The organism is Clostridium sp. 7_2_43FAA, assembly GCF_000158375.2.
In the GTDB taxonomy this organism is placed as follows: domain Bacteria; phylum Bacillota; class Clostridia; order Clostridiales; family Clostridiaceae; genus Clostridium; species Clostridium tertium.
In genome coordinates this window covers 2,533,005-2,551,641 of sequence record NZ_JH815222.1, presented here as the reverse complement: position 1 = coordinate 2,551,641, position 18,637 = coordinate 2,533,005, and the positions used below count along the sequence as shown (strand labels likewise).

15 protein-coding genes are annotated in these 18,637 nt (G+C 28.8%); 4 read left to right on the top strand and 11 right to left on the bottom strand.

The genetic code is table 11. From position 1 onward, the window contains the following. From pbp4b to CSBG_RS13440, 3 genes are all read left to right on the top strand, one after another. Positions 1-4,101 (top strand): penicillin binding protein PBP4B (gene pbp4b / locus CSBG_RS17805; RefSeq protein ID WP_051005291.1); only part of this gene is annotated, 4,101 nt, incomplete at its 5' end. Between the two features lie 185 nt (positions 4,102-4,286). Continuing rightward, positions 4,287-4,946, top strand: coding sequence for an HAD family phosphatase (locus CSBG_RS13445; RefSeq protein WP_008680362.1), 660 nt, complete (start codon positions 4,287-4,289; stop codon positions 4,944-4,946). 88 nt (positions 4,947-5,034) lie between these two features. Further along, a complete protein-coding gene (locus tag CSBG_RS13440; RefSeq protein WP_008680360.1) occupies positions 5,035-6,075 on the top strand; it encodes a nucleoid-associated protein in 1,041 nt (346 codons plus the stop codon). A gap of 237 nt (positions 6,076-6,312) precedes the next feature. Here the strand turns inward: CSBG_RS13440 and CSBG_RS19005 are convergent, their stop codons facing one another. The 6 genes from CSBG_RS19005 to argJ all read right to left on the bottom strand — a co-directional run bounded on the left by CSBG_RS19005 (position 6,313) and on the right by argJ (position 12,757). Beyond that, on the bottom strand, positions 6,313-7,491 hold the full coding sequence (locus tag CSBG_RS19005; protein WP_008680357.1) for a 3D domain-containing protein: 1,179 nt from the start codon (positions 7,489-7,491) through the stop codon (positions 6,313-6,315). 187 nt (positions 7,492-7,678) lie between these two features. Beyond that, the gene (locus tag CSBG_RS13430) at positions 7,679-8,014 is read right to left on the bottom strand and encodes a hypothetical protein (protein ID WP_008680355.1); all 336 of its coding nucleotides are present in this window, start codon (positions 8,012-8,014) and stop codon (positions 7,679-7,681) included. A gap of 353 nt (positions 8,015-8,367) precedes the next feature. Next, on the bottom strand, positions 8,368-9,288 hold the full coding sequence (gene argF / locus CSBG_RS13425) for an ornithine carbamoyltransferase (protein ID WP_008680354.1): 921 nt from the start codon (positions 9,286-9,288) through the stop codon (positions 8,368-8,370). A 62-nt stretch (positions 9,289-9,350) separates the two neighbouring features. Next, a complete protein-coding gene (locus CSBG_RS13420) occupies positions 9,351-10,514 on the bottom strand; it encodes an aspartate aminotransferase family protein (RefSeq protein ID WP_008680353.1) in 1,164 nt (387 codons plus the stop codon). Positions 10,515-10,664: 150 nt separating this feature from the next. Beyond that, positions 10,665-11,519 (bottom strand): acetylglutamate kinase, encoded by an 855-nt coding sequence (gene argB / locus CSBG_RS13415; RefSeq protein ID WP_035285420.1) that lies wholly within the window; start codon positions 11,517-11,519, stop codon positions 10,665-10,667. Between the two features lie 17 nt (positions 11,520-11,536). After that, on the bottom strand, positions 11,537-12,757 hold the full coding sequence (gene argJ / locus CSBG_RS13410; RefSeq protein WP_035285418.1) for a bifunctional glutamate N-acetyltransferase/amino-acid acetyltransferase ArgJ: 1,221 nt from the start codon (positions 12,755-12,757) through the stop codon (positions 11,537-11,539). A 194-nt stretch (positions 12,758-12,951) separates the two neighbouring features. On the opposite strand from argJ, the gene CSBG_RS13405 reads away from it, so the two are divergent. After that, a complete protein-coding gene (locus CSBG_RS13405) occupies positions 12,952-13,314 on the top strand; it encodes a four helix bundle protein (protein WP_008680352.1) in 363 nt (120 codons plus the stop codon). A gap of 52 nt (positions 13,315-13,366) precedes the next feature. Here CSBG_RS13405 and argC read toward each other — a convergent pair whose 3' ends face one another. The 5 genes from argC to CSBG_RS13380 form a co-directional block, all read right to left on the bottom strand. Continuing rightward, positions 13,367-14,401, bottom strand: coding sequence for an N-acetyl-gamma-glutamyl-phosphate reductase (gene argC / locus CSBG_RS13400; RefSeq protein WP_008680351.1), 1,035 nt, complete (start codon positions 14,399-14,401; stop codon positions 13,367-13,369). Beyond that, positions 14,389-15,789: an argininosuccinate lyase gene (argH, locus tag CSBG_RS13395; RefSeq protein ID WP_008680350.1), complete on the bottom strand. Its 1,401-nt coding sequence runs from the start codon at positions 15,787-15,789 to the stop codon at positions 14,389-14,391. Before argH ends, argC begins: the two co-directional genes overlap by 13 nt. A gap of 2 nt (positions 15,790-15,791) precedes the next feature. After that, the gene (locus tag CSBG_RS13390) at positions 15,792-17,015 is read right to left on the bottom strand and encodes an argininosuccinate synthase (protein ID WP_008680349.1); all 1,224 of its coding nucleotides are present in this window, start codon (positions 17,013-17,015) and stop codon (positions 15,792-15,794) included. A 408-nt stretch (positions 17,016-17,423) separates the two neighbouring features. After that, a complete protein-coding gene (locus CSBG_RS13385) occupies positions 17,424-17,804 on the bottom strand; it encodes a DUF4363 family protein (protein ID WP_008680348.1) in 381 nt (126 codons plus the stop codon). Beyond that, positions 17,804-18,490: a DUF421 domain-containing protein gene (locus CSBG_RS13380; protein ID WP_008680347.1), complete on the bottom strand. Its 687-nt coding sequence runs from the start codon at positions 18,488-18,490 to the stop codon at positions 17,804-17,806. Before CSBG_RS13380 ends, CSBG_RS13385 begins: the two co-directional genes overlap by 1 nt. Positions 18,491-18,637: the final 147 nt, after the last annotated feature.

The following is an 18,637-nucleotide window of genomic DNA, read 5'->3' as shown; positions in this document are numbered from 1 at the left end:
ATAGTTTATAATCCATTAGAAAAGGGATTTGCAAAAGAAAATATAGCAGCAACAGAACTTAATGGAAATACAAGAGATGGTGCTATAAGCTTTGAAAATATTCGTGATTATACACTTCAAGGTGAAGTTCATGATGAAAAAGCTTATTATTCAATGGATGGAGTTTCTGGACATGCAGGCTTATTTGCCAATGCAGCAGACTTAGCTAAATTGGCACAAGTTATGTTAAATGATGGTGGATATGGAGATAATAAATTCTTCTCTAAAAATACTGTAGAGGAATTTACAAAGAGAAAAGCTTCTAGTCCAACATGGGGATTAGGTTGGTGGAGAGAAGGAGATAATGGTAGAGTATGGTACTTTGGTACACAGTCATCTAGTAATACATTTGGACACCAAGGATGGACAGGGACTTTAACTGTTATAGATCCAGAAAGTAATTTAGTTGTTGTTTTACTAACTAATAAAATTAACTCACCAGTTATAGATAATACTATAAATGCAAATACTTTTGTTGGAAATAAATTTACTACAGCAACTCTTGGTACAATACCAACACTTGTTTACGATTCTATTGAGCATGGTAATGATAGTGCAGTAGATGCTAATCTTGCAACTATGGTAACTGAAAAGTTAAAACTTTATAATCCTTCTAATTACCAAGGAGAAGCAGTTTTAAAATCAGCTTGTTCTATTGTTGAAACAATGGTTACAAGAGCAGAAGAGCGCAAAGTAAAATCTACAGTTGACTATGCTAAGGAATCAGTAAAGGAACTTGAGACTTTAGTTAAAGATAAAGACATTATAGATGAATTTAATAGAAGAATTAATAATATTTCAGTAGGTGAAGAAGCTTCAGTAGATTTATCTAAAATTACTTTCACAAAGTTAAGTGGAGATCCAAGTGCGGAATGGCAAGCAGATATTGCTTTCCCAGATTGCTTAGGATATGTTGATGATACTTTAATAGTAAATAACTTATATACATTCAATGGATATGAAAATCAAGGAAAGCTATATATTAAAGCTAATCCAGGAGTTACATCAGCAAGAATCTTTATAAATGGAGTTGAAATGGATACTACAGAAATTTGTAGTAATTCAGGCTCAACATTCGAAGTAGATTATTCAATGGTTGCTAAAAATGGAAGAAATACTATCCAAGTTACAAATATAGATCCTAAAAACACTGAAGTTGAGTCAGGAATATCAGTGAAAATACCATACCCTGAAGTTATAGATGGAAGTGCAGAATCTGTTGGTATGAATAAAAATACCTTAGATTTAATTGACACTTTAATAAATAATGATGTTAAAAATGGATTTACAAGTGCTCAATTAGCAGTTATTAAAGACGGTGTCATGGTAAAAAACAGCGCTTATGGAACAGTAAATGCTTATAATCAAGATGGAACACCAAAAACTGATTCACCAAAGGTTACAACAGAAACACTATATGATATAGCATCAAATACAAAAATGTATTCAACTAATTATGCTATTCAAAAGTTAGTAAGTGATGGAACAATAAATTTATCAGATAAAATAACTAAGTTCTTCCCAGAGTTTATAGATGGAGAAAATGATCCAATAAAGGGAAAAGCTAATTTAACAATACAGCATATATTAGAGCATCAAGCTGGATTCCCAGCAGATCCACAATATCATAATAATAAGTTCAATCAAGAAACTCAAAAGCCAGATCAAAATGTGGATAATCCTTTGTATTCACAAGATAAGGCAACGACTAAAGAAATGATTTTAAAGACTCCATTACAATATGAACCTGGAACAAAGACAGTTTATTCTGATGTAGATTATATGTTACTTGGATTGATTGTAGAAAAAGTTACAGGAATGGCTTTAGATGAGTATGTTGAAAATACATTTTATAAGCCATTAGGATTAAATAACATAGTTTATAATCCATTAGAAAAGGGATTTGCAAAAGAAAATATAGCAGCAACAGAACTTAATGGAAATACAAGAGATGGTGCTATAAGCTTTGAAAATATTCGTGATTATACACTTCAAGGTGAAGTTCATGATGAAAAAGCTTATTATTCAATGGATGGAGTTTCTGGACATGCAGGCTTATTTGCCAATGCAGCAGACTTAGCTAAATTGGCACAAGTTATGTTAAATGATGGTGGATATGGAGATAATAAATTTTTCTCTAAAAATACTGTAGAGGAATTTACAAAGAGAAAAGCTTCTAGTCCAACATGGGGATTAGGTTGGTGGAGAGAAGGAGATAACGGTAGAGTATGGTACTTTGGTACACAGTCATCTAGTAATACCTTTGGACACCAAGGATGGACAGGGACTTTAACTGTTATAGATCCAGAAAGTAATTTAGTAGTTGTTTTATTAACTAACAAAATTAACTCACCAGTCATAGATAATACTATAAATGCAAATACTTTTGTAGGAAATAAATTTACTACAGCAACACTTGGTACAATACCAACTCTTGTTTATGAATCTATAATTCATAATAATGATGATGCAGTAGATGCTAATATTGCACAAATGGTGTCTGAAAACTTAAAATTATATAATCCTACAAGCTATTTAGGAGAATCAGTATTAAAATCTGTTTATTCAAAGATTGATACAGCTATTACAAGAGCTGAAGAAAGACCAACAGATTTAAATTTAGATTATGCTGAAGAAGCAGTTAGAAGATTAGATGTTGAAAAGAATAGAAAAGAAATAATTAAATTTAATGAAAGACTAGTAGCTATTGGAGCGAATCCGATAGAATTACCAGATTACAGTACAGAGTTAGAAGCATTAAAGACTCTTATTAATGAATCAAAGAAAATAGTTGATGAAGGACAAGATATAGGGGAACATATACATTATCAAACTAGTTCTTGGAGCAAGTTTAATGAAGTTTATGAAAATGCTATTAAGATAGCTGAAAAAGGTAGTGAAGCTAATAGAGAAGAGTTAACTTTAGCAACAGAAGAATTATTAACAGCTAAAGAAGGTTTAGTAAAATTAGATAAAACTAATTTAAATAAGGCAATAGAAGCTGCTAATACTAAAGTTGAAGAAGGAATATTAGAAGATATAGAAGAAGAAATTAAAATTTCATTTAATAAAGCATTGGACTCAGCAAAAGCTGTATATGCAAATAAAGATGCAAGTATTAAAGATATAGCAAAGGCATATAATGATATTTTAGTTGAATATAAGAAAATAGGTATTCCAGTAGGAGATAAGGATAATTTATCCGATTTAGTAAATATGGCTGAAGCTATTAATCTAGATAGATTCTTAAGTAAGGGACAAGAAGAATTCAAAAATGCTTTAAAGGCAGCTAAAGATATTTTAGCTACAGAAGAACCATCTGAAATAGATGTATATAAGCTTTATGAAGCATTATATAATTCAATGATGAATTTAGAATTAAAAGCAGAGAAGGGTGAATTATGTAAGACTATTATTGAAGCTGAAAAAATTAACTTGAATTTATATACTGAAAATAGTAAATCAGAGTTGTTATCAGCAATAGAAGCAGCTAAGTTAGTAAAAGAAAATCAAGAAGCTACTCAAGAAGAAGTTAACAATGCTTTAGAAAGATTAAGCAATGCAGTAAAGGCTTTAATAGAAGCTGCAGATAAGAGTGATCTTGAATCATTAATAAAGAAAGCAGAAGCTATAGATGAAAGTAAGTATACTAGCGAAAGTTTAGATAATCTAAATAAAGCTTTAAGTGCTGCTCATGATGTTATGGTGAATAACAATATAGCAGTTACAGAACAAGGTATTGTAAATGAGGCTGTAAAATCTTTAAGTGATGCAATAGAAGGCCTTAAGTTAAAGGGGTCACACCCAGGAAATAATGGAAATGGGGCTGGAAATGGTAACGAAGAGGATGATAAAAATCAAGAAGATACAACTACAAATAGTAATAATACAAATAACGGGGGTAGCAATAATGGTAATGTAAATAACGGTAGCGAATCTGGAAAAGGTAATTCTAATTTACCAAGTACAGGGGGAAATTCACCTATAGTATTAGGCGCTATCGGAATATTAATCATAGCAGCAGGTATATTTGTATTTAAAAAAAAGAAAACACAAGTATAAGTAAAAGATAAATTAAATATAAAAAATGGGATTTATATTCTTTTTGAGATTAAGCTTAAAGGGTATAAATCCTTTTTTTATAGATAGATATAAGTTAATAAAAAATATAAGTTAAATAAAAGGTTAAAAATTGATAGATTTTATTATAGAATATATAATGAAGAAATGACTGGAGGAAAAGTGTAATGGAAAATTTAAAACTAGTAATATTTGATATGGATGGATTAATATTTGATACAGAAAGACTTTCTTATGAGTCATGGAAAGAAGCTGCAAAGGAATTTAATATAGATTTTGATTTAAATTTATTATATAAATTACTGGGAACTAATCATGAAAGTGTTAGAAATACTTTACATAATGAGTTTGAAAATAAAATAAATGTTGATAATTATATAATGGAAAGAAATAATATTTATTTATCTAAAATAATGAATGGTGAAGTAGAAAAAAAGAAAGGTATCGAAGAGCTATTAAAATATTTAACTGATAAAAATATAAAAAAAGCAGTTGCTACATCTTCAAATAGGGAGATAGCATACAAACTTTTAAAGGATGCAGGTATATATGATTACTATGACTATATATTATGTGGAGATGAAGTTAAAAAATCTAAACCAAATCCAGAAGTATTTTTAAGGGTTGCAGAAAAACTAGATATACCTGCAAATCAATGTATGGTACTAGAAGATTCAGAAGCTGGAACTATAGCTGCAAGTAGGGCAAAAATGACTCCAGTTATTATACCTGATTTAAAAAATCCTAGTGAAGATATCGAAAAATTAGCATTTAAAAAGCTAAATAATTTAGAAGAAGTAATAAATCTAATTGAAGATTCATTTTAATTTTGAAGAAAAATATTAAATTAATAAGTTGCAAAATTATTGCAACTTATATAGCAAAATTATTTGAAATATTATAGGTGGTGTACTAATGGAATATATAAATGATATAAATATACAAGAGGCTGTTATACATATTGTTGATTCTAATGGCGAGGAACCAGTCTTAAATGAATATAAACTTGAACTAAATGAAGATACATATAAGTTTCTTTATAAGCATATAGAAAAGTGTTTTAAAGATGAGGAGTTAAAGTATGCCGTATTTAATCCAGAAAGAAATATAGTAAAAGAAGTAGTTCAAGATTATTTAAATGGGATAGATAATAATTTAATTGGACTATCACAGGAACTTGCAAGACAATTATTTATAATAATGAAGGCTAACGTAAATATCCCTTCATGTGATTTAATAGTAGTTTCATTAATTACAGATCAAGGGCCAATGATTGGGATACTTAAGATGGATTATGTTAAGAATTTTACTCACCAAGTTGGGTTTAAAGAAAATAAAATAGGAATAGATATAGTTCCACAATCAGCAGGGCTTCCGGGTAGTAGTCAAAGGATACAAAAAGCAGCTTTTATTAAACCTATAAGAGAAAATCAAAGATATGATTTAATGGTTATAGATAAGCAGAAAAAAAGTAAAGATGAAGAAGAATATGGAGCAAATTACTTTATAAGCAACTTCTTAGGATGTTCAATAATTAGTAGTGAAAGAGATATGACTAAGACATTCCTAAAAGCAGCTGAAAATTGGACTAGAAGTAACATAGTAGAAGATGCAGATAAAGCAGAGAGAATAAGGACTACTGTTAAAGCAAAACTAAAAGAAGAGGATACTATAAATATAGATGAGCTTTCCAATGAACTATTTAAAGAGAATCCACAAGTTATAAATGATTTTTCAACATTCGTAAAAAGTCACGGTTTGGAAGAAGAAGTTGCTATAGATAAGCAATGGGTTGAAAAAAAATTAAAAAGAGTAAGATTAAAAATCGATAAAGATATAGATTTATATATAAATGAAGAGGCTTATCATGATAATACTAGATTTGAGATACAAAGAAATGGTGATGGAAGCATCAATATGATAATAAAACATGTTATTAATTACTTAGAGAAATAAATTGCGCAACAATTTATTTAGTGAAAAGTTAAGAGTGAAAAGTTGAGAAGGTTTTGCTATGCAAAACTTAAATTACAACTGTTAGAAAGCACTTTCGATAAAAAATGGACAGTAGCTAGATTAGTTTTACATAAATCTAGCTACTGTCCTATTTGTCACTTTTTAAATTTTTATGATTCAACATAGTTGAATTGTATCACTAACTATTTAACTTTATCCTTTTTGCTTAACTAAATATTACCACTGTCCAGGGTAAGCAATAATAGTAACAGTAACCGTTCTTCTTCCAAATGAAAGGCACTCTGCTTCAGAATTCATATATAAGTCTATTTTGTTACCTTTAATAGCACCACCTGTATCAGAAGCTATTGCATATCCATAGCCTTCAACATGGACCTTTGATCCTAGAGGAATTACACTTGGATCAACTGCAATTGTACTTAGTCCATTAGGGTCACGCACTGGTTTAAGACCTGTTGCAGTAAATCCATTTCCAGTATAAGCTGTAGCAGTCATAGAGTAAGTTGCTAAATTATTACTATTACTGACATCCCCCAGAGAATTGGAAGTTGGCGGTGGAGTTTCACTTAAAGCAATTTTTTCATTACCTAAAGCAATTGCATCATTTGCTAATCCTATAACATAATCACTATTAAGTTGAGGTAACATATATTGTAATGTGTTAACTGCGTCCTGAACTTCAGAAATTGATGCAGAATCTGAATTTATAATTGATAATGGATGAGAAATTAACTTCTCTTCATTAGCTTCAATTATACTCATTATTTCATCTTTTCTAGAATTTAAATCATCTAAAAGTTTTTGTTGTTCTTCTTTTTTATTGTTTACTTTACCTAAGCTACTTTCAATTGATTTTTTAAGCTTTTTTAGGTCAGATTGTTTTTTTTCAATTTCTTTTGCATTTTTATCAAGAGTTTCTTTCTTTTCATTTATTTCAATAATCATTTGTTTATCAACTGAAATTATTCTACTTATAGCTTGTACTCTATCAAGCATATCAAAAATATTTTCAGAAGTTACTAAGTAAACAATCATATCTGTAGCCATATTACTTTTATACATGGAACGAACACGTCCATCTATGGTTTTTTGTGTTTCTTCAATTTCTAGCTTTGCTTCTTCAATTTTGTGGTTAATAGTAATTATTTCATTTTCAGTATCTTCTATTTCAGAATTATTTTTAGCCAATTGATTATTTAAATTGTCTATTTCTATATTTAACTTACCAATTTCAGCATCTAATTCCATAGTTTCATCATCTAGTTGTTCATATTTAACTTTATTCTCTTGGATAGCTTGGGTGTCCGAAGAGTTTGGGTCTGCAAATACTATATTGCTATTATTGAAAAGTAATAACAAAATCATACCAACAGATAATAAAGCTTTTTTTGTCAAAAATATACACCTCCAATTAAAACTAAGCAAAGGCTACATTAAATTATACGGTATTGCTCATATAATATTCTTATGATAGTGTATATCCTACAATAAATATTGAATATTGGCAAGTTTTATGGAGATATAATGGAATAAATGGTATATAGTGAGAATTTGTTATAATATATTTTAATTATAATAATAGTTATTCATCAATAGATATTGAAGCAATTTTCCAAGAGGTATTATCAAAGATAAACTTAACATTTAGTGTATATATTCTATCAGAATATTTTGGTTCATTTTTGTATCCAGAATCTAGGATTTCATAAATAGAAATATATTCATTTTCTGATATTAAATCAAAAGCTCTTTGTCTTAAATTTATATCAGTATCTGGAATAATAAATTTAATATTTTTATTTGTTTCTTCATGATTAAATATTATGGAGGAGCCAGTGAACTCACAGTTTTTATAGAAGTTATTTTGAATTGTTTGAAAGTCTTTTTGAATTAAAGAGTTAATAGTAATGTGAAGCATATTATCCAGCTGATTTCTTAAGTCATAAAGCTCATTGCTTTTATCTGATTCATTTTTGAAATTTAGTAAATCATATTCTAAAGCTGATATTTTATTTTTAGCTTTTGATAAGTGATAGACTGTAAATATATTTGTGAGAGTTATAAGTAGTAAGATAATAAAGATAAACTTCCTATTTATAATGCACCTCTTATATAATTAATATATATTAATTATATATTGATTGATGCTAGTGAAGTATAATATTGTTTCGACATATTATTATTGTGACAGTATAGATTATTATATAAATAAAAATATAAAATGAAAAGTCTAAGAAATACTTATGGAATATCTTAGACTTTTTTAAAAATTTACTTTACTAATTTAACTAAAATAGCTTTTTGGACATGAAGTCTATTTTCAGCTTCTTCAAAAATTGTATCTGCATGCTTTTCTAGTATTTCTTCAGTTATTTCTTCTTCTCTATGAGCAGGTAAGCAGTGAAGAACTATAGCATCATCTTTAGCAAAAGACATAATTTTAGAGTTTACTTGATAAGCAGAAAAGTCAGCTAGTCTTTTATTAACTTCATTTTCTTTTCCCATACTAGCCCATACATCAGTTATAACTACATCAGCATCTTTAATAGCATCTTCAGGATTATTAACTATAATAAAATTTAAATTATTATTTTTAGAAAGTTCTTGTCCTTTTTTTATATAATAGTCTTTAACCATATAATTTTGAGGAATGGCTAAAGAAATATTCATTCCAACGGTTAAGCAACCAACTATAAGTGATTGGGCCATATTATTACCATCACCTATATAAGTTACTTTTAAGCCATCAAAAGTATTTTTCTTTTCTCTAATAGTCATTAAGTCAGCTAAAACTTGGCAAGGATGTTCGTCATCAGTAAGGCCGTTTATTATTGGAATACTAGAAGATTCAGCAAGGCTATTTACTTCATCTTGAGCAAATGTTCTTATCATTATGCCATTTAGATATCTAGACAATACTCTAGATGTATCTTGAATAGGCTCACCACGGCCTATTTGTAAATCACTTGAGCTTAAAAATAATGGGTATCCCCCAAGTTGATACATACCAGCTTCAAAAGAAACCCTTGTTCTGGTAGATGATTTTTCAAATATCATACCAAGAGTTTTTCCTTCAAGATGATGATGCTTAATACCATGCTTTAATTCATATTTTAATTGATCCCCAAGATTCAAAATATCAAGAATTTCATCTTTAGATAAGTCCTCCATTTTCAATAAATCTTTATTCATAAAAACCCCCTATTTATACAATTGATAATTGACAATTAATAATGGATAATTATCAATTGATATTATGCATTACTTATTATTTCATTAATTATATCTATTCCTTTTTTTATTTCTTCTTTGGATATTATCAAAGGTGGAAGTAGTCTAACTACATTTGGGCCAGCTGTTAATACTAAAAGTCCTTTTTCTAGTGCTTTTTGCTGGATTTCTGAAGATTGTATTTTTAGTTCTAATCCTACCATTAGTCCTTTGCCTCTAACTTCTTTAATTAAATTTGAATTTATATTTTTGAGTAGATATATGAGATATTCACCATTTTCAGCTATTTCTTTTAATTTAGAATCTGTACAAATGATATTTAAAACAACTAAGGCACCAGAGCAAGCTACTGGATTTCCACCAAATGTTGTACCATGATCACCAGGTTTAAAAACATTTGATAATTTCTCATTACACAAAAAACCTCCAATAGGTAAACCAGCACCTAACCCCTTAGCAATAGTAACTATATCTGGATTTATATCAAAGTGTTGATAGCCAAATAGTTTCCCAGTTCTTCCTATTCCACATTGAACTTCATCAAATATTAAAAGAATATCTCTTTCTTTACATATTTTATAAACTTCTTTAACAAATTCATGATCCAAAGGATAAACTCCACTTTCACCTTGAATTGCTTCCATCATAACAGCACAAACATCATTAGATAATTTATCAATGAAATGATTTATATCATTTGCCTTAAAATAATCAAATCCATCAGGAAAAGGGAAAAAGTAGTTGTGAAATTTATCTTGTCCAGTTGCTGTTAAAGTTGCTAAAGTTCTGCCGTGAAAGGATTGCCTTAATGTAAGAATTTTATTTCTATTAGCTCCATACTTATCAAAACTATATTTTCTAGCTAGTTTTATAGCACCTTCATTAGCCTCAGCACCAGAGTTACAAAAAAATACTTTACTCATTTCTGAGAGATTAGTTATTTTATCAGCTAATTTTAAAGTGCTTTCATTAAGAAAAATATTTGATATATGTTGCAAATTACATGCAGCATTAGAAATTGCTTTAGTCCATTCAGAATTACAATATCCAAGACTATTTACCCCAATTCCACTTGCAAAATCTATATATTCATTGTCGTTATCATCATAAAGCATACAGCCATTGCCCTTAATTAAATTCACAGGCAAGTAAGAGTAAGTTGACATTAAAGATAAATTATTAGACATATAAAAACCCCCTTAATAGTAATGAGAAAAATTAAAGAATTAATAATGAAGAAATTAGAGGAGATAAAAATACTAGTATTTTTATAACATATTTAATTTTATAATTTTACATAGTCAAGTTATTTTATAAATTCTTTCATTCTTTCACTTTTAATATATCATCGTTCCTATTCCTTCTTTTGAAAGTAGTTCTAGAAGTATTGAGTGGGGGAGAGTGCCATCTATTATATGTGCTTCTTTTACTCCCATTCTTATGGCTTCTACACAACAATCAATTTTAGGAATCATACCACTTTTTATTATTCCATCCATTTGTATTTTTTTTATTTCATGTAGTCTTAGTGAAGAGATTAATGTAGCTTCATCATTTGGATTTATCATTAATCCAGGAACGTTTGTAAGTAGCATTAATTTTTCAGCTTTTAGTGCTGAAGCTAATTTAGATGCACAGATATCTGCATTAATATTGTAAGTTTGAGTACAATCTTCATTTGTTGCAACTGATCCTATAACAGGAATGTATCCTGATGATAATAAAGTAGTTAATAAAGTTGTATCGATAGATGTTATTTCACCTACAAACCCGAGATCAACTGAGCCTTCTAATTTTTTTGCTTTTATAAAAGAAGCATCTATGCCACATAAGCCAAGGGCTTTTCCACCAACACTTTCTATTAAGCTTACTATGTCTTTATTTACTTTACCGCCTAGAACCATTTGAACTATTTCTATAGTTTTCTCATCCGTATAACGGAGACCATCTATAAATCTACTTTCTTCACCTATTTTATTTATAAACTCTGATATATGAGGTCCACCTCCATGAACTATAACAGGTTTTATTCCTACACATTGTAATAAGACTATGTCAGTTGCAACGCTTTTCCTTAGCTCATCACTAGTCATAGCATTTCCACCATATTTTATTAATACTATTTTACCTGATAATGATTGTATATATGGAAGTGCTTGAGTTAATACTTTTGCATGTTCAAAATAATTCAAAACTTTTATACCCCCAGTTAACTTCTATAGTCACCATTAATTTTTACATAATCATAGCTTAAATCGCATCCCCAAGCAGTAGAGGAGAAGTTGCCATCATTCATGTTAATATGGATAGTAATCTCATCTTGCAATAGGATTTCTTTTGCTTTGACTTCATCAAAGGAAAGTCCCTTACCACTTTTGCAAACATCAATTTTATCTACAGAGCTTTCAAATGTTAAATCTATTTTGTTTGGATCAATATTAACCCCTGAATAACCAAGAGCACATAATATTCTTCCCCAATTAGCATCACTACCAAACATTGCTGTTTTTACAAGAGGAGAGTTTATAACTCCTTTAGATAAGATTTCTGAATCTTTTGCTGATTTACAATTATAAACTATACATTCAATAAGCTTACTTGCACCTTCACCATCTTTGGCAATCATTTTAGCAAGAGCTATATTAACTTTGTTTAGTGCCTTGAGAAATAAATAATAATTAGAATCTTTTTCTTTAATTGTCTTGTTGTTAGCTAATCCATTAGCTAGTATCAACATCATATCATTGGTACTTGTATCCCCATCTACACTTACTCTGTTATAGCTTATTTTTGTACTTTCCTTTAAAGCTTCATGAAGTAGCTCTCCAGAAATATTCAAATCTGTGGTCAAAAAAGATAGCATAGTTCCCATATTAGGTTCTATCATTCCAGAACCTTTTGCCATAGCTCCAATAGTTATTTTTTTGTTATCAATCGTAAATTCTAATGATAGCTGTTTTTTATAAGTATCAGTTGTCATTATTGCAGTAGCAGCATCATTAAAGCCATCCTTTGATAATCTATCTGTAAGCATAGGAATTCCATTTTTTATAGCATCTATATTTAATGGAATTCCTATAACACCTGTTGATGCAACTAGAACATCACCTGTTTTAAGTTTAAGAGCCCTTGCTTGAATTTCAGTCATTCTTTTAGCTTTTACTAATCCATCATCTCCATTGCATGTATTAGCATTTCCACTATTTATTATTATTGCTTGAGCTTTTTTATTAGATAAATGATCCTTAGTTATATAAATAGGAGCTCCTTTAACTTTATTTTTTGTATATACTCCAGCAGCTGTAGCTGGGACAGTTGAATAAATAAGTGCTAAATCTAGTTTTAAATTATTTTTCTTAAGGCCACAATGAATTCCAGATGCAAGGAAACCTTGAGGAGCAGTGATGCCTTTAGTAGTAATTAATTGCAATTTTAAAACCCCCTTTTTGTAATTGGAAAATTTAAGAGTTAAAAAGTGAAAGAGTTAATGGAATAATCCAGCAAAGCTGAATTATAGGACTATTTTCTTGAAAATCTTGTATAAGCACTAAAAAATCTAAAAATAAAGCGATAGATGATTATATTGCTGAAATTTATAACAATAATTATAGTGAGGTGATTAGGTTGAGTAAAAGTGTAGTATTGGATAAAAGTTTTAATTTTGGATTAAAGATAATAAAGTTATATATGAAATTAAGAAGCAAAAATGAATTTACTTTATCTAATCAATTAGTAAGATCAGCTACATCTATTGGTGCTAATATTACAGAAGCTCAATATGCACAAAGCAGAAAAGACTTCATTAATGAAATGAGTATTGCACTAAAAGAAGCTAATGAAACAGAATATTGGCTCAAATTATTGTCAAAATCAGATATCATAGAAGAAATAGAATATGAAAATTATATTAAAGAGTATCTAGAAATAAAAATGATTTTAATAAGTATAGTAAAATTATCAAAAGACTCATTAATTCACCGAAGGTGAATTATTTCCTAAACTCTTTCACTTTTAACTCTTTCACTTTTTCACTTTAAAATTAATTGTTTGTAGCAATTAATCTAAGCCCTTCTGTTTCTTCAAATCCCATAACTATATTCATGTTTTGCATTGCTTGTCCAGCAGCTCCTTTTATCATGTTGTCTATTGTACTGACTATTATTAATCCATCACCTCTATGGTTTAAATGTAGTGAAATATTGCAGTTGTTTGTGTATTTAACATCTTTTATAGATGCTGTATCGCCAAGTGGAAGTATATTTATAAAAGGTTCTTCTTTATAAAAGGTAGAGTATAAATTATGAATATCTTCAATATTTATTTTTTCTTTTGGATAACAGTATATAGTAGATAAAATTCCTCTATTTATTGGAATTAGGTGAGGGGTAAAGGTAACATTTACAGTATCTTTAGCCATATCTGATAGACATTGTTCTATTTCTGGAGTATGTCTATGAGCTCCTATTCCATATGCAGAGAAGTTTTCGTTTAATTCTGGATAGTGGGATTTTAGTGTAAGACCTCTGCCAGCACCTGTTGCCCCTGATTTTGAATCGCATATTATATTATCTAATTTAATTAATGACTTTTTAAGTAGTGGCATTAGGCCAAGTTCAATTGAAGTAGGGTAGCAGCCAGGATTAGCTATTATTTTATGCTCTTTTATTTTTTCTCTATTATGCTCAGGAAGGGCATAAATACTTTTTTTGTGAAGATATTGGTATAAAAAATCTTTTCCATACCAATCTTTATAATCTTCTGCACTGTTTAATCTAAAGTCTGCTCCAAGGTCTATAAGAACTTTACCTTGCTTATAAACTAAATCTGCAATTTCCTCACTAAGACCATGAGGAAGTGCAGCAAATATAACATCGCATTTATTTATAACTTCATTTTGGTTTTCACAAATTAAATTTGTTACGCCATATAGGTTTTTATATATAGAAGATATTTCTTCACCTTCATAAGAAACTGAACTTATAGATTCAATAGTAACCTTAGGATGATTTAATAAAAGTCTAAGTAATTCAGCTCCAACATATCCAGTTGCCCCAATTATTCCTACTTTAAGCATTTTAAATCCTCCTTAGTATTTTTTATTGATTCTAAAAGCAAATCTAATTGAATTTTTACTGAAGAGGAACTTGGACCACCAAATACTTTTCTTTCTTCAACACAATTTACTAAATCTATTGTAGAATATATATCTTCTTCAAAAATAGGCGAAAAGCTATTAAATTCATCTAATGAAAGATCGTCTATAGCAATATTTTTCTTTATGCAATAAAGAACTATTTCACCAACTATTTCATGAGCGGATCTAAAAGCCAATCCTTTTTTTACTAGATAATCAGCAACATCGGTAGCATTTGTAAATCCATTAGAAGCTCCTTTTTTCATGGTATCTTTATTTATTTTCATAGTATCTAACATTCCAGTGAAGGTTTTTAGTGAGATACTTGTTGTATCTAAAGCATCAAATAATGCTTCTTTATCTTCTTGCATATCTTTGTTATAAGCAAGGGGAAGTCCCTTCATAACTGTAAGAAGTGTTATTAAATCGCCATAAACTCTTCCTGTTTTACCTCTAACTAATTCTGCAACATCAGGATTTTTCTTTTGAGGCATTATGCTGCTACCAGTGCTATATCCATCAGATAATTCTATAAAGCTAAATTCATTTGTTGCCCAAAGAATTATTTCTTCAGAAAATCTTGATAAATGCATCATTATCATAGATAAGGTTGATAGCGCTTCTATTGCATAATCTCTATCTGAAACTGAATCTAAGCTATTTGAAGTAAGAGAAGCAAACCCCAAGTCTTTTGCTATCATATGCCTATCAAGTTTATAAGTTGAAGTAGCAAGAGCACCACTCCCTAGAGGCATTTGATCCAATCTTTTATAGCAATCAAATATTCTACCTAAATCTCTTTTAAACATTTCAGAATAAGCTAATAAATGATGAGCAAAGGTTATAGGTTGTGCCTTTTGCATATGAGTATAGCCTGGCATTATGGTATTTATATTATCATTAGCTTTTTTGTATATAACTTCTTGAAGAGATACAATATCATTTCCTAAATCTTTTAACACATTTTTTAAATATAGCTTTGTATCAAGAGTTACCTGGTCATTTCGGCTTCTTCCAGTATGAAGTTTTTTCCCTTCATCACCAATATAGTATGTTAAAGTTCCTTCTATAAAGCTATGAATATCTTCAGAAGATTCATCTATTTTTATAACTCCATTTTCTATTCTTTTTAATATTGTTTCTAGGCCAGAAACTATTTTTATACTATCTTCTTTAGGAATTATATTTTGCTGTCCTAACATTTTTACATGAGCTAAGCTACCTAAAATATCTTCTTTATACATTCTTGAATCTACTCGTATTGATGAGTTAAAATCATTAACTAATGAATTAACTCCCTTTTCAAATCGTCCGCCCCAAAGTTTCATATTTATTTACCAGCTTTCTTTAATGCTTCATTCATTTTTGCTTTAACTGTTATAGGCAAGCCAAATAAATTTATAAATCCAGCAGAATCCTTTTGATCATATACAGCATCTTCTCCAAAGGTTGCATATTCCTGGCTGTATAAAGAATAAGGAGAAGTCATTCCAGCATTTACAATATTACCTTTATATAATTTAAGCTTTACTTCACCAGTAACAGTTTCTTGAGTTTTTTCTATAAATGATGATAAAGCTTCTCTAAGGGGAGTGAACCATTGGCCATTATATACAATTTCTGCAAATTTTAAAGCTATTATTTCTTTATAGTGAGAGGTTTCTTTATCAAGACAAAGTTCTTCTAAATCTTTATGAGCTTTATAAAGAATAGTCCCAGCAGGAGTTTCATAGACGCCTCTAGATTTCATTCCAACTAATCTATTTTCAACCATATCAATTATTCCAATTGCATTTTCTCCACCTAGCATATTAAGCTTTTCTATTAAATTGACTCCATCTAGCTTTTCACCATTTAATTCAACTGGAATACCTTTTTCAAATTTTAAAGTTATATAAGTTGCCTTGTCAGGTGATTTTTCTAATGTATTTGAAAGCTCTAAAATTTTATCATAGTTTGGCTCATTATTTGGATCTTCTAAATCAAGGCCTTCATGACTTAGATGCCATAAGTTTTTATCTTTACTATAATTAGTTTCATAACTTATTGATATTGGTATTTCTTTATCTAAAGCGTATTTAATTTCTTTTTCTCTAGATTTGATATCCCAAATTCTCCATGGAGCTATTATTTCCATATCTGGTGCAAAAGCTTTAACAGCAAGCTCAAATCTTACTTGATCATTTCCTTTACCAGTGCATCCATGACAAATAGCATCAGCTCCTTCAGCTAAAGCTACTTCAACTAATCTTTTACCTATTATTGGTCTTGCAAAAGATGTACCAAGAAGATATTTTCCTTCATAAATAGCATTAGCTTGAATAGTGGGGAAGATATAGTCATTAACAAACTCATGAGTTAGATCTTCTATATAGCACTTTGATGCCCCAGTTTTAAGTGCTTTTTCTTCTAATCCTACAAGCTCATCTTTTTGACCAACATTACCAACTACAGCAATAACTTCGCAGTTATAAGTTTCTTTAAGCCAAGAAATAATTATTGATGTATCTAGTCCTCCTGAATAGGCTAGTACAACTTTATTGAATTTTTTCATATATTAAAAGCCCCCTTATATATTGCTATAAATAAAATTTATTTATATACAGCAATATTATATTTATTTTACTTATAAGAATAATTTTTAAGATATACATGCATCAAATAAATGTTAAATTATTACTTGTATTTATTTGACTTATAAAAACTATGTTTATAATTATACGGTTATTGGTATAATTATGCAAGGGTAAATTTAAATATTTATTCATTATTTATGTATAAATATTTAAAAGTGCAAGTGGTTATGAGCTGGGTATGCATTTTTATGAAATAGGCTATGAGAAATTTTACTGGAATCATAAAAAAACCATAGCGAAAATAATTTGGCTATGGTCAAGTTTTTACTATTTCTAATAAGCTTTATAGTATTCATAATAAAGACTAAATTCAAATAAGATTAAATTTATAATAAATTTCTAAGATTAGGTTTTTGCAAATCCTTCAAATGTTCAGCTGCATATCTTACTACATGAAGAGTTGCTAATGATTCAGCTTTATCATCACCTTTTATATAAAGGGTTAATTTTAGAGATTCGTTCATTAATGAATCATAATCAACATGATTTAGATATATTGCAGGAATATCAGCTTTTCCTTTTATCAATCCTAATAGTTCGACTGAACTTTCATATGCTAAATATTCTTCATTTTCATCTAAAAGCCCTTCTATTTCTTCACATTTTATCATTATATCATCACAAAGGGATACAAATTTATTATCAAGAAAAAATAGTCCTGTAACTAAAGCTATAAAAAGGAGTACAGAAATAATGCTATTTTTCATTAATTATCCTCCTTATCATTATGAAGTTGGTAAATAAACTTACCTTTAGTGTCTGTCATTGCAATTAATACATCTTTAATTGAATTAACTTTGTGTTTCCTTAATTCATTTTGAACCCATTCATCAGTTTTATTACCAGAAGTTAATGCATTTCTATTTATTCTGCCATCTAAAACATAAATAATAGGTAGCCTTGGTTTTGATGAACTAGTATTTTGAGAATCTGAGCTTCCATCACTAGATTTAGTAGAAGTTAAAAATGACATTTGTCCATTATTTTCTAATATACCAAATTCAATTTCACTTAAGTCAAAATATCCAGCAAGCCTTATTTCTTCCATAAGTTCATCTAAATTAATTTGCTGTCTTTTTAGTGTTTCAAAATTTATTTTTCCTCTATTTATCAATATACAAGGTTCACCTTCTAAAATTTTTCTTGCCTTTTGACTTTTTAGTTGAATTAATGATAGTACTGTTTTAATAAATAATAAAGTTAGAATAGGTATGACACCTAATATTAACGGTAATCTTGTATCTTGCATTGGTAATGCAGCTAAATCTGAAATCATTATAGTAATTACAAATTCATAAGGTTGTAATTCTCCAATTTGTCTTTTTCCCATTAATCTAATTACAAATATAACTAAAGCATAAAGAAAAATTGTTCTTATTAGTACAATAAACATAAAACCACCTCGTATGAGATATTATTTGTATAGATGGATAAATTTATTCTTATATTAATCAAAGGGAGTATTAAATTAGCATAAATAAAGAAAATAGTATAAGAGATATTTTTATAGATTTTTTGAATATTCAGTATATAATATTAA

Excerpts from the sequence above, each read along its gene's own strand:
- CSBG_RS13445 (WP_008680362.1), top strand. The coding sequence starts at position 4,287 with ATGGAAAATTTAAAACTAGTAATATTTGATATGGATGGATTAATATTT.
- CSBG_RS13440 (WP_008680360.1), top strand. The coding sequence starts at position 5,035 with ATGGAATATATAAATGATATAAATATACAAGAGGCTGTTATACATATT.
- CSBG_RS13430 (WP_008680355.1), bottom strand. The coding sequence starts at position 8,014 with ATGCTTCACATTACTATTAACTCTTTAATTCAAAAAGACTTTCAAACA.
- argF (WP_008680354.1), bottom strand. The coding sequence starts at position 9,288 with ATGAATAAAGATTTATTGAAAATGGAGGACTTATCTAAAGATGAAATT.
- CSBG_RS13420 (WP_008680353.1), bottom strand. The coding sequence starts at position 10,514 with ATGTCTAATAATTTATCTTTAATGTCAACTTACTCTTACTTGCCTGTG.
- argC (WP_008680351.1), bottom strand. The coding sequence starts at position 14,401 with ATGCTTAAAGTAGGAATAATTGGGGCAACTGGATATGTTGGAGCTGAA.
- argH (WP_008680350.1), bottom strand. The coding sequence starts at position 15,789 with ATGAAACTTTGGGGCGGACGATTTGAAAAGGGAGTTAATTCATTAGTT.
- CSBG_RS13390 (WP_008680349.1), bottom strand. The coding sequence starts at position 17,015 with ATGAAAAAATTCAATAAAGTTGTACTAGCCTATTCAGGAGGACTAGAT.
- CSBG_RS13385 (WP_008680348.1), bottom strand. The coding sequence starts at position 17,804 with ATGAAAAATAGCATTATTTCTGTACTCCTTTTTATAGCTTTAGTTACA.
- CSBG_RS13380 (WP_008680347.1), bottom strand. The coding sequence starts at position 18,490 with ATGTTTATTGTACTAATAAGAACAATTTTTCTTTATGCTTTAGTTATA.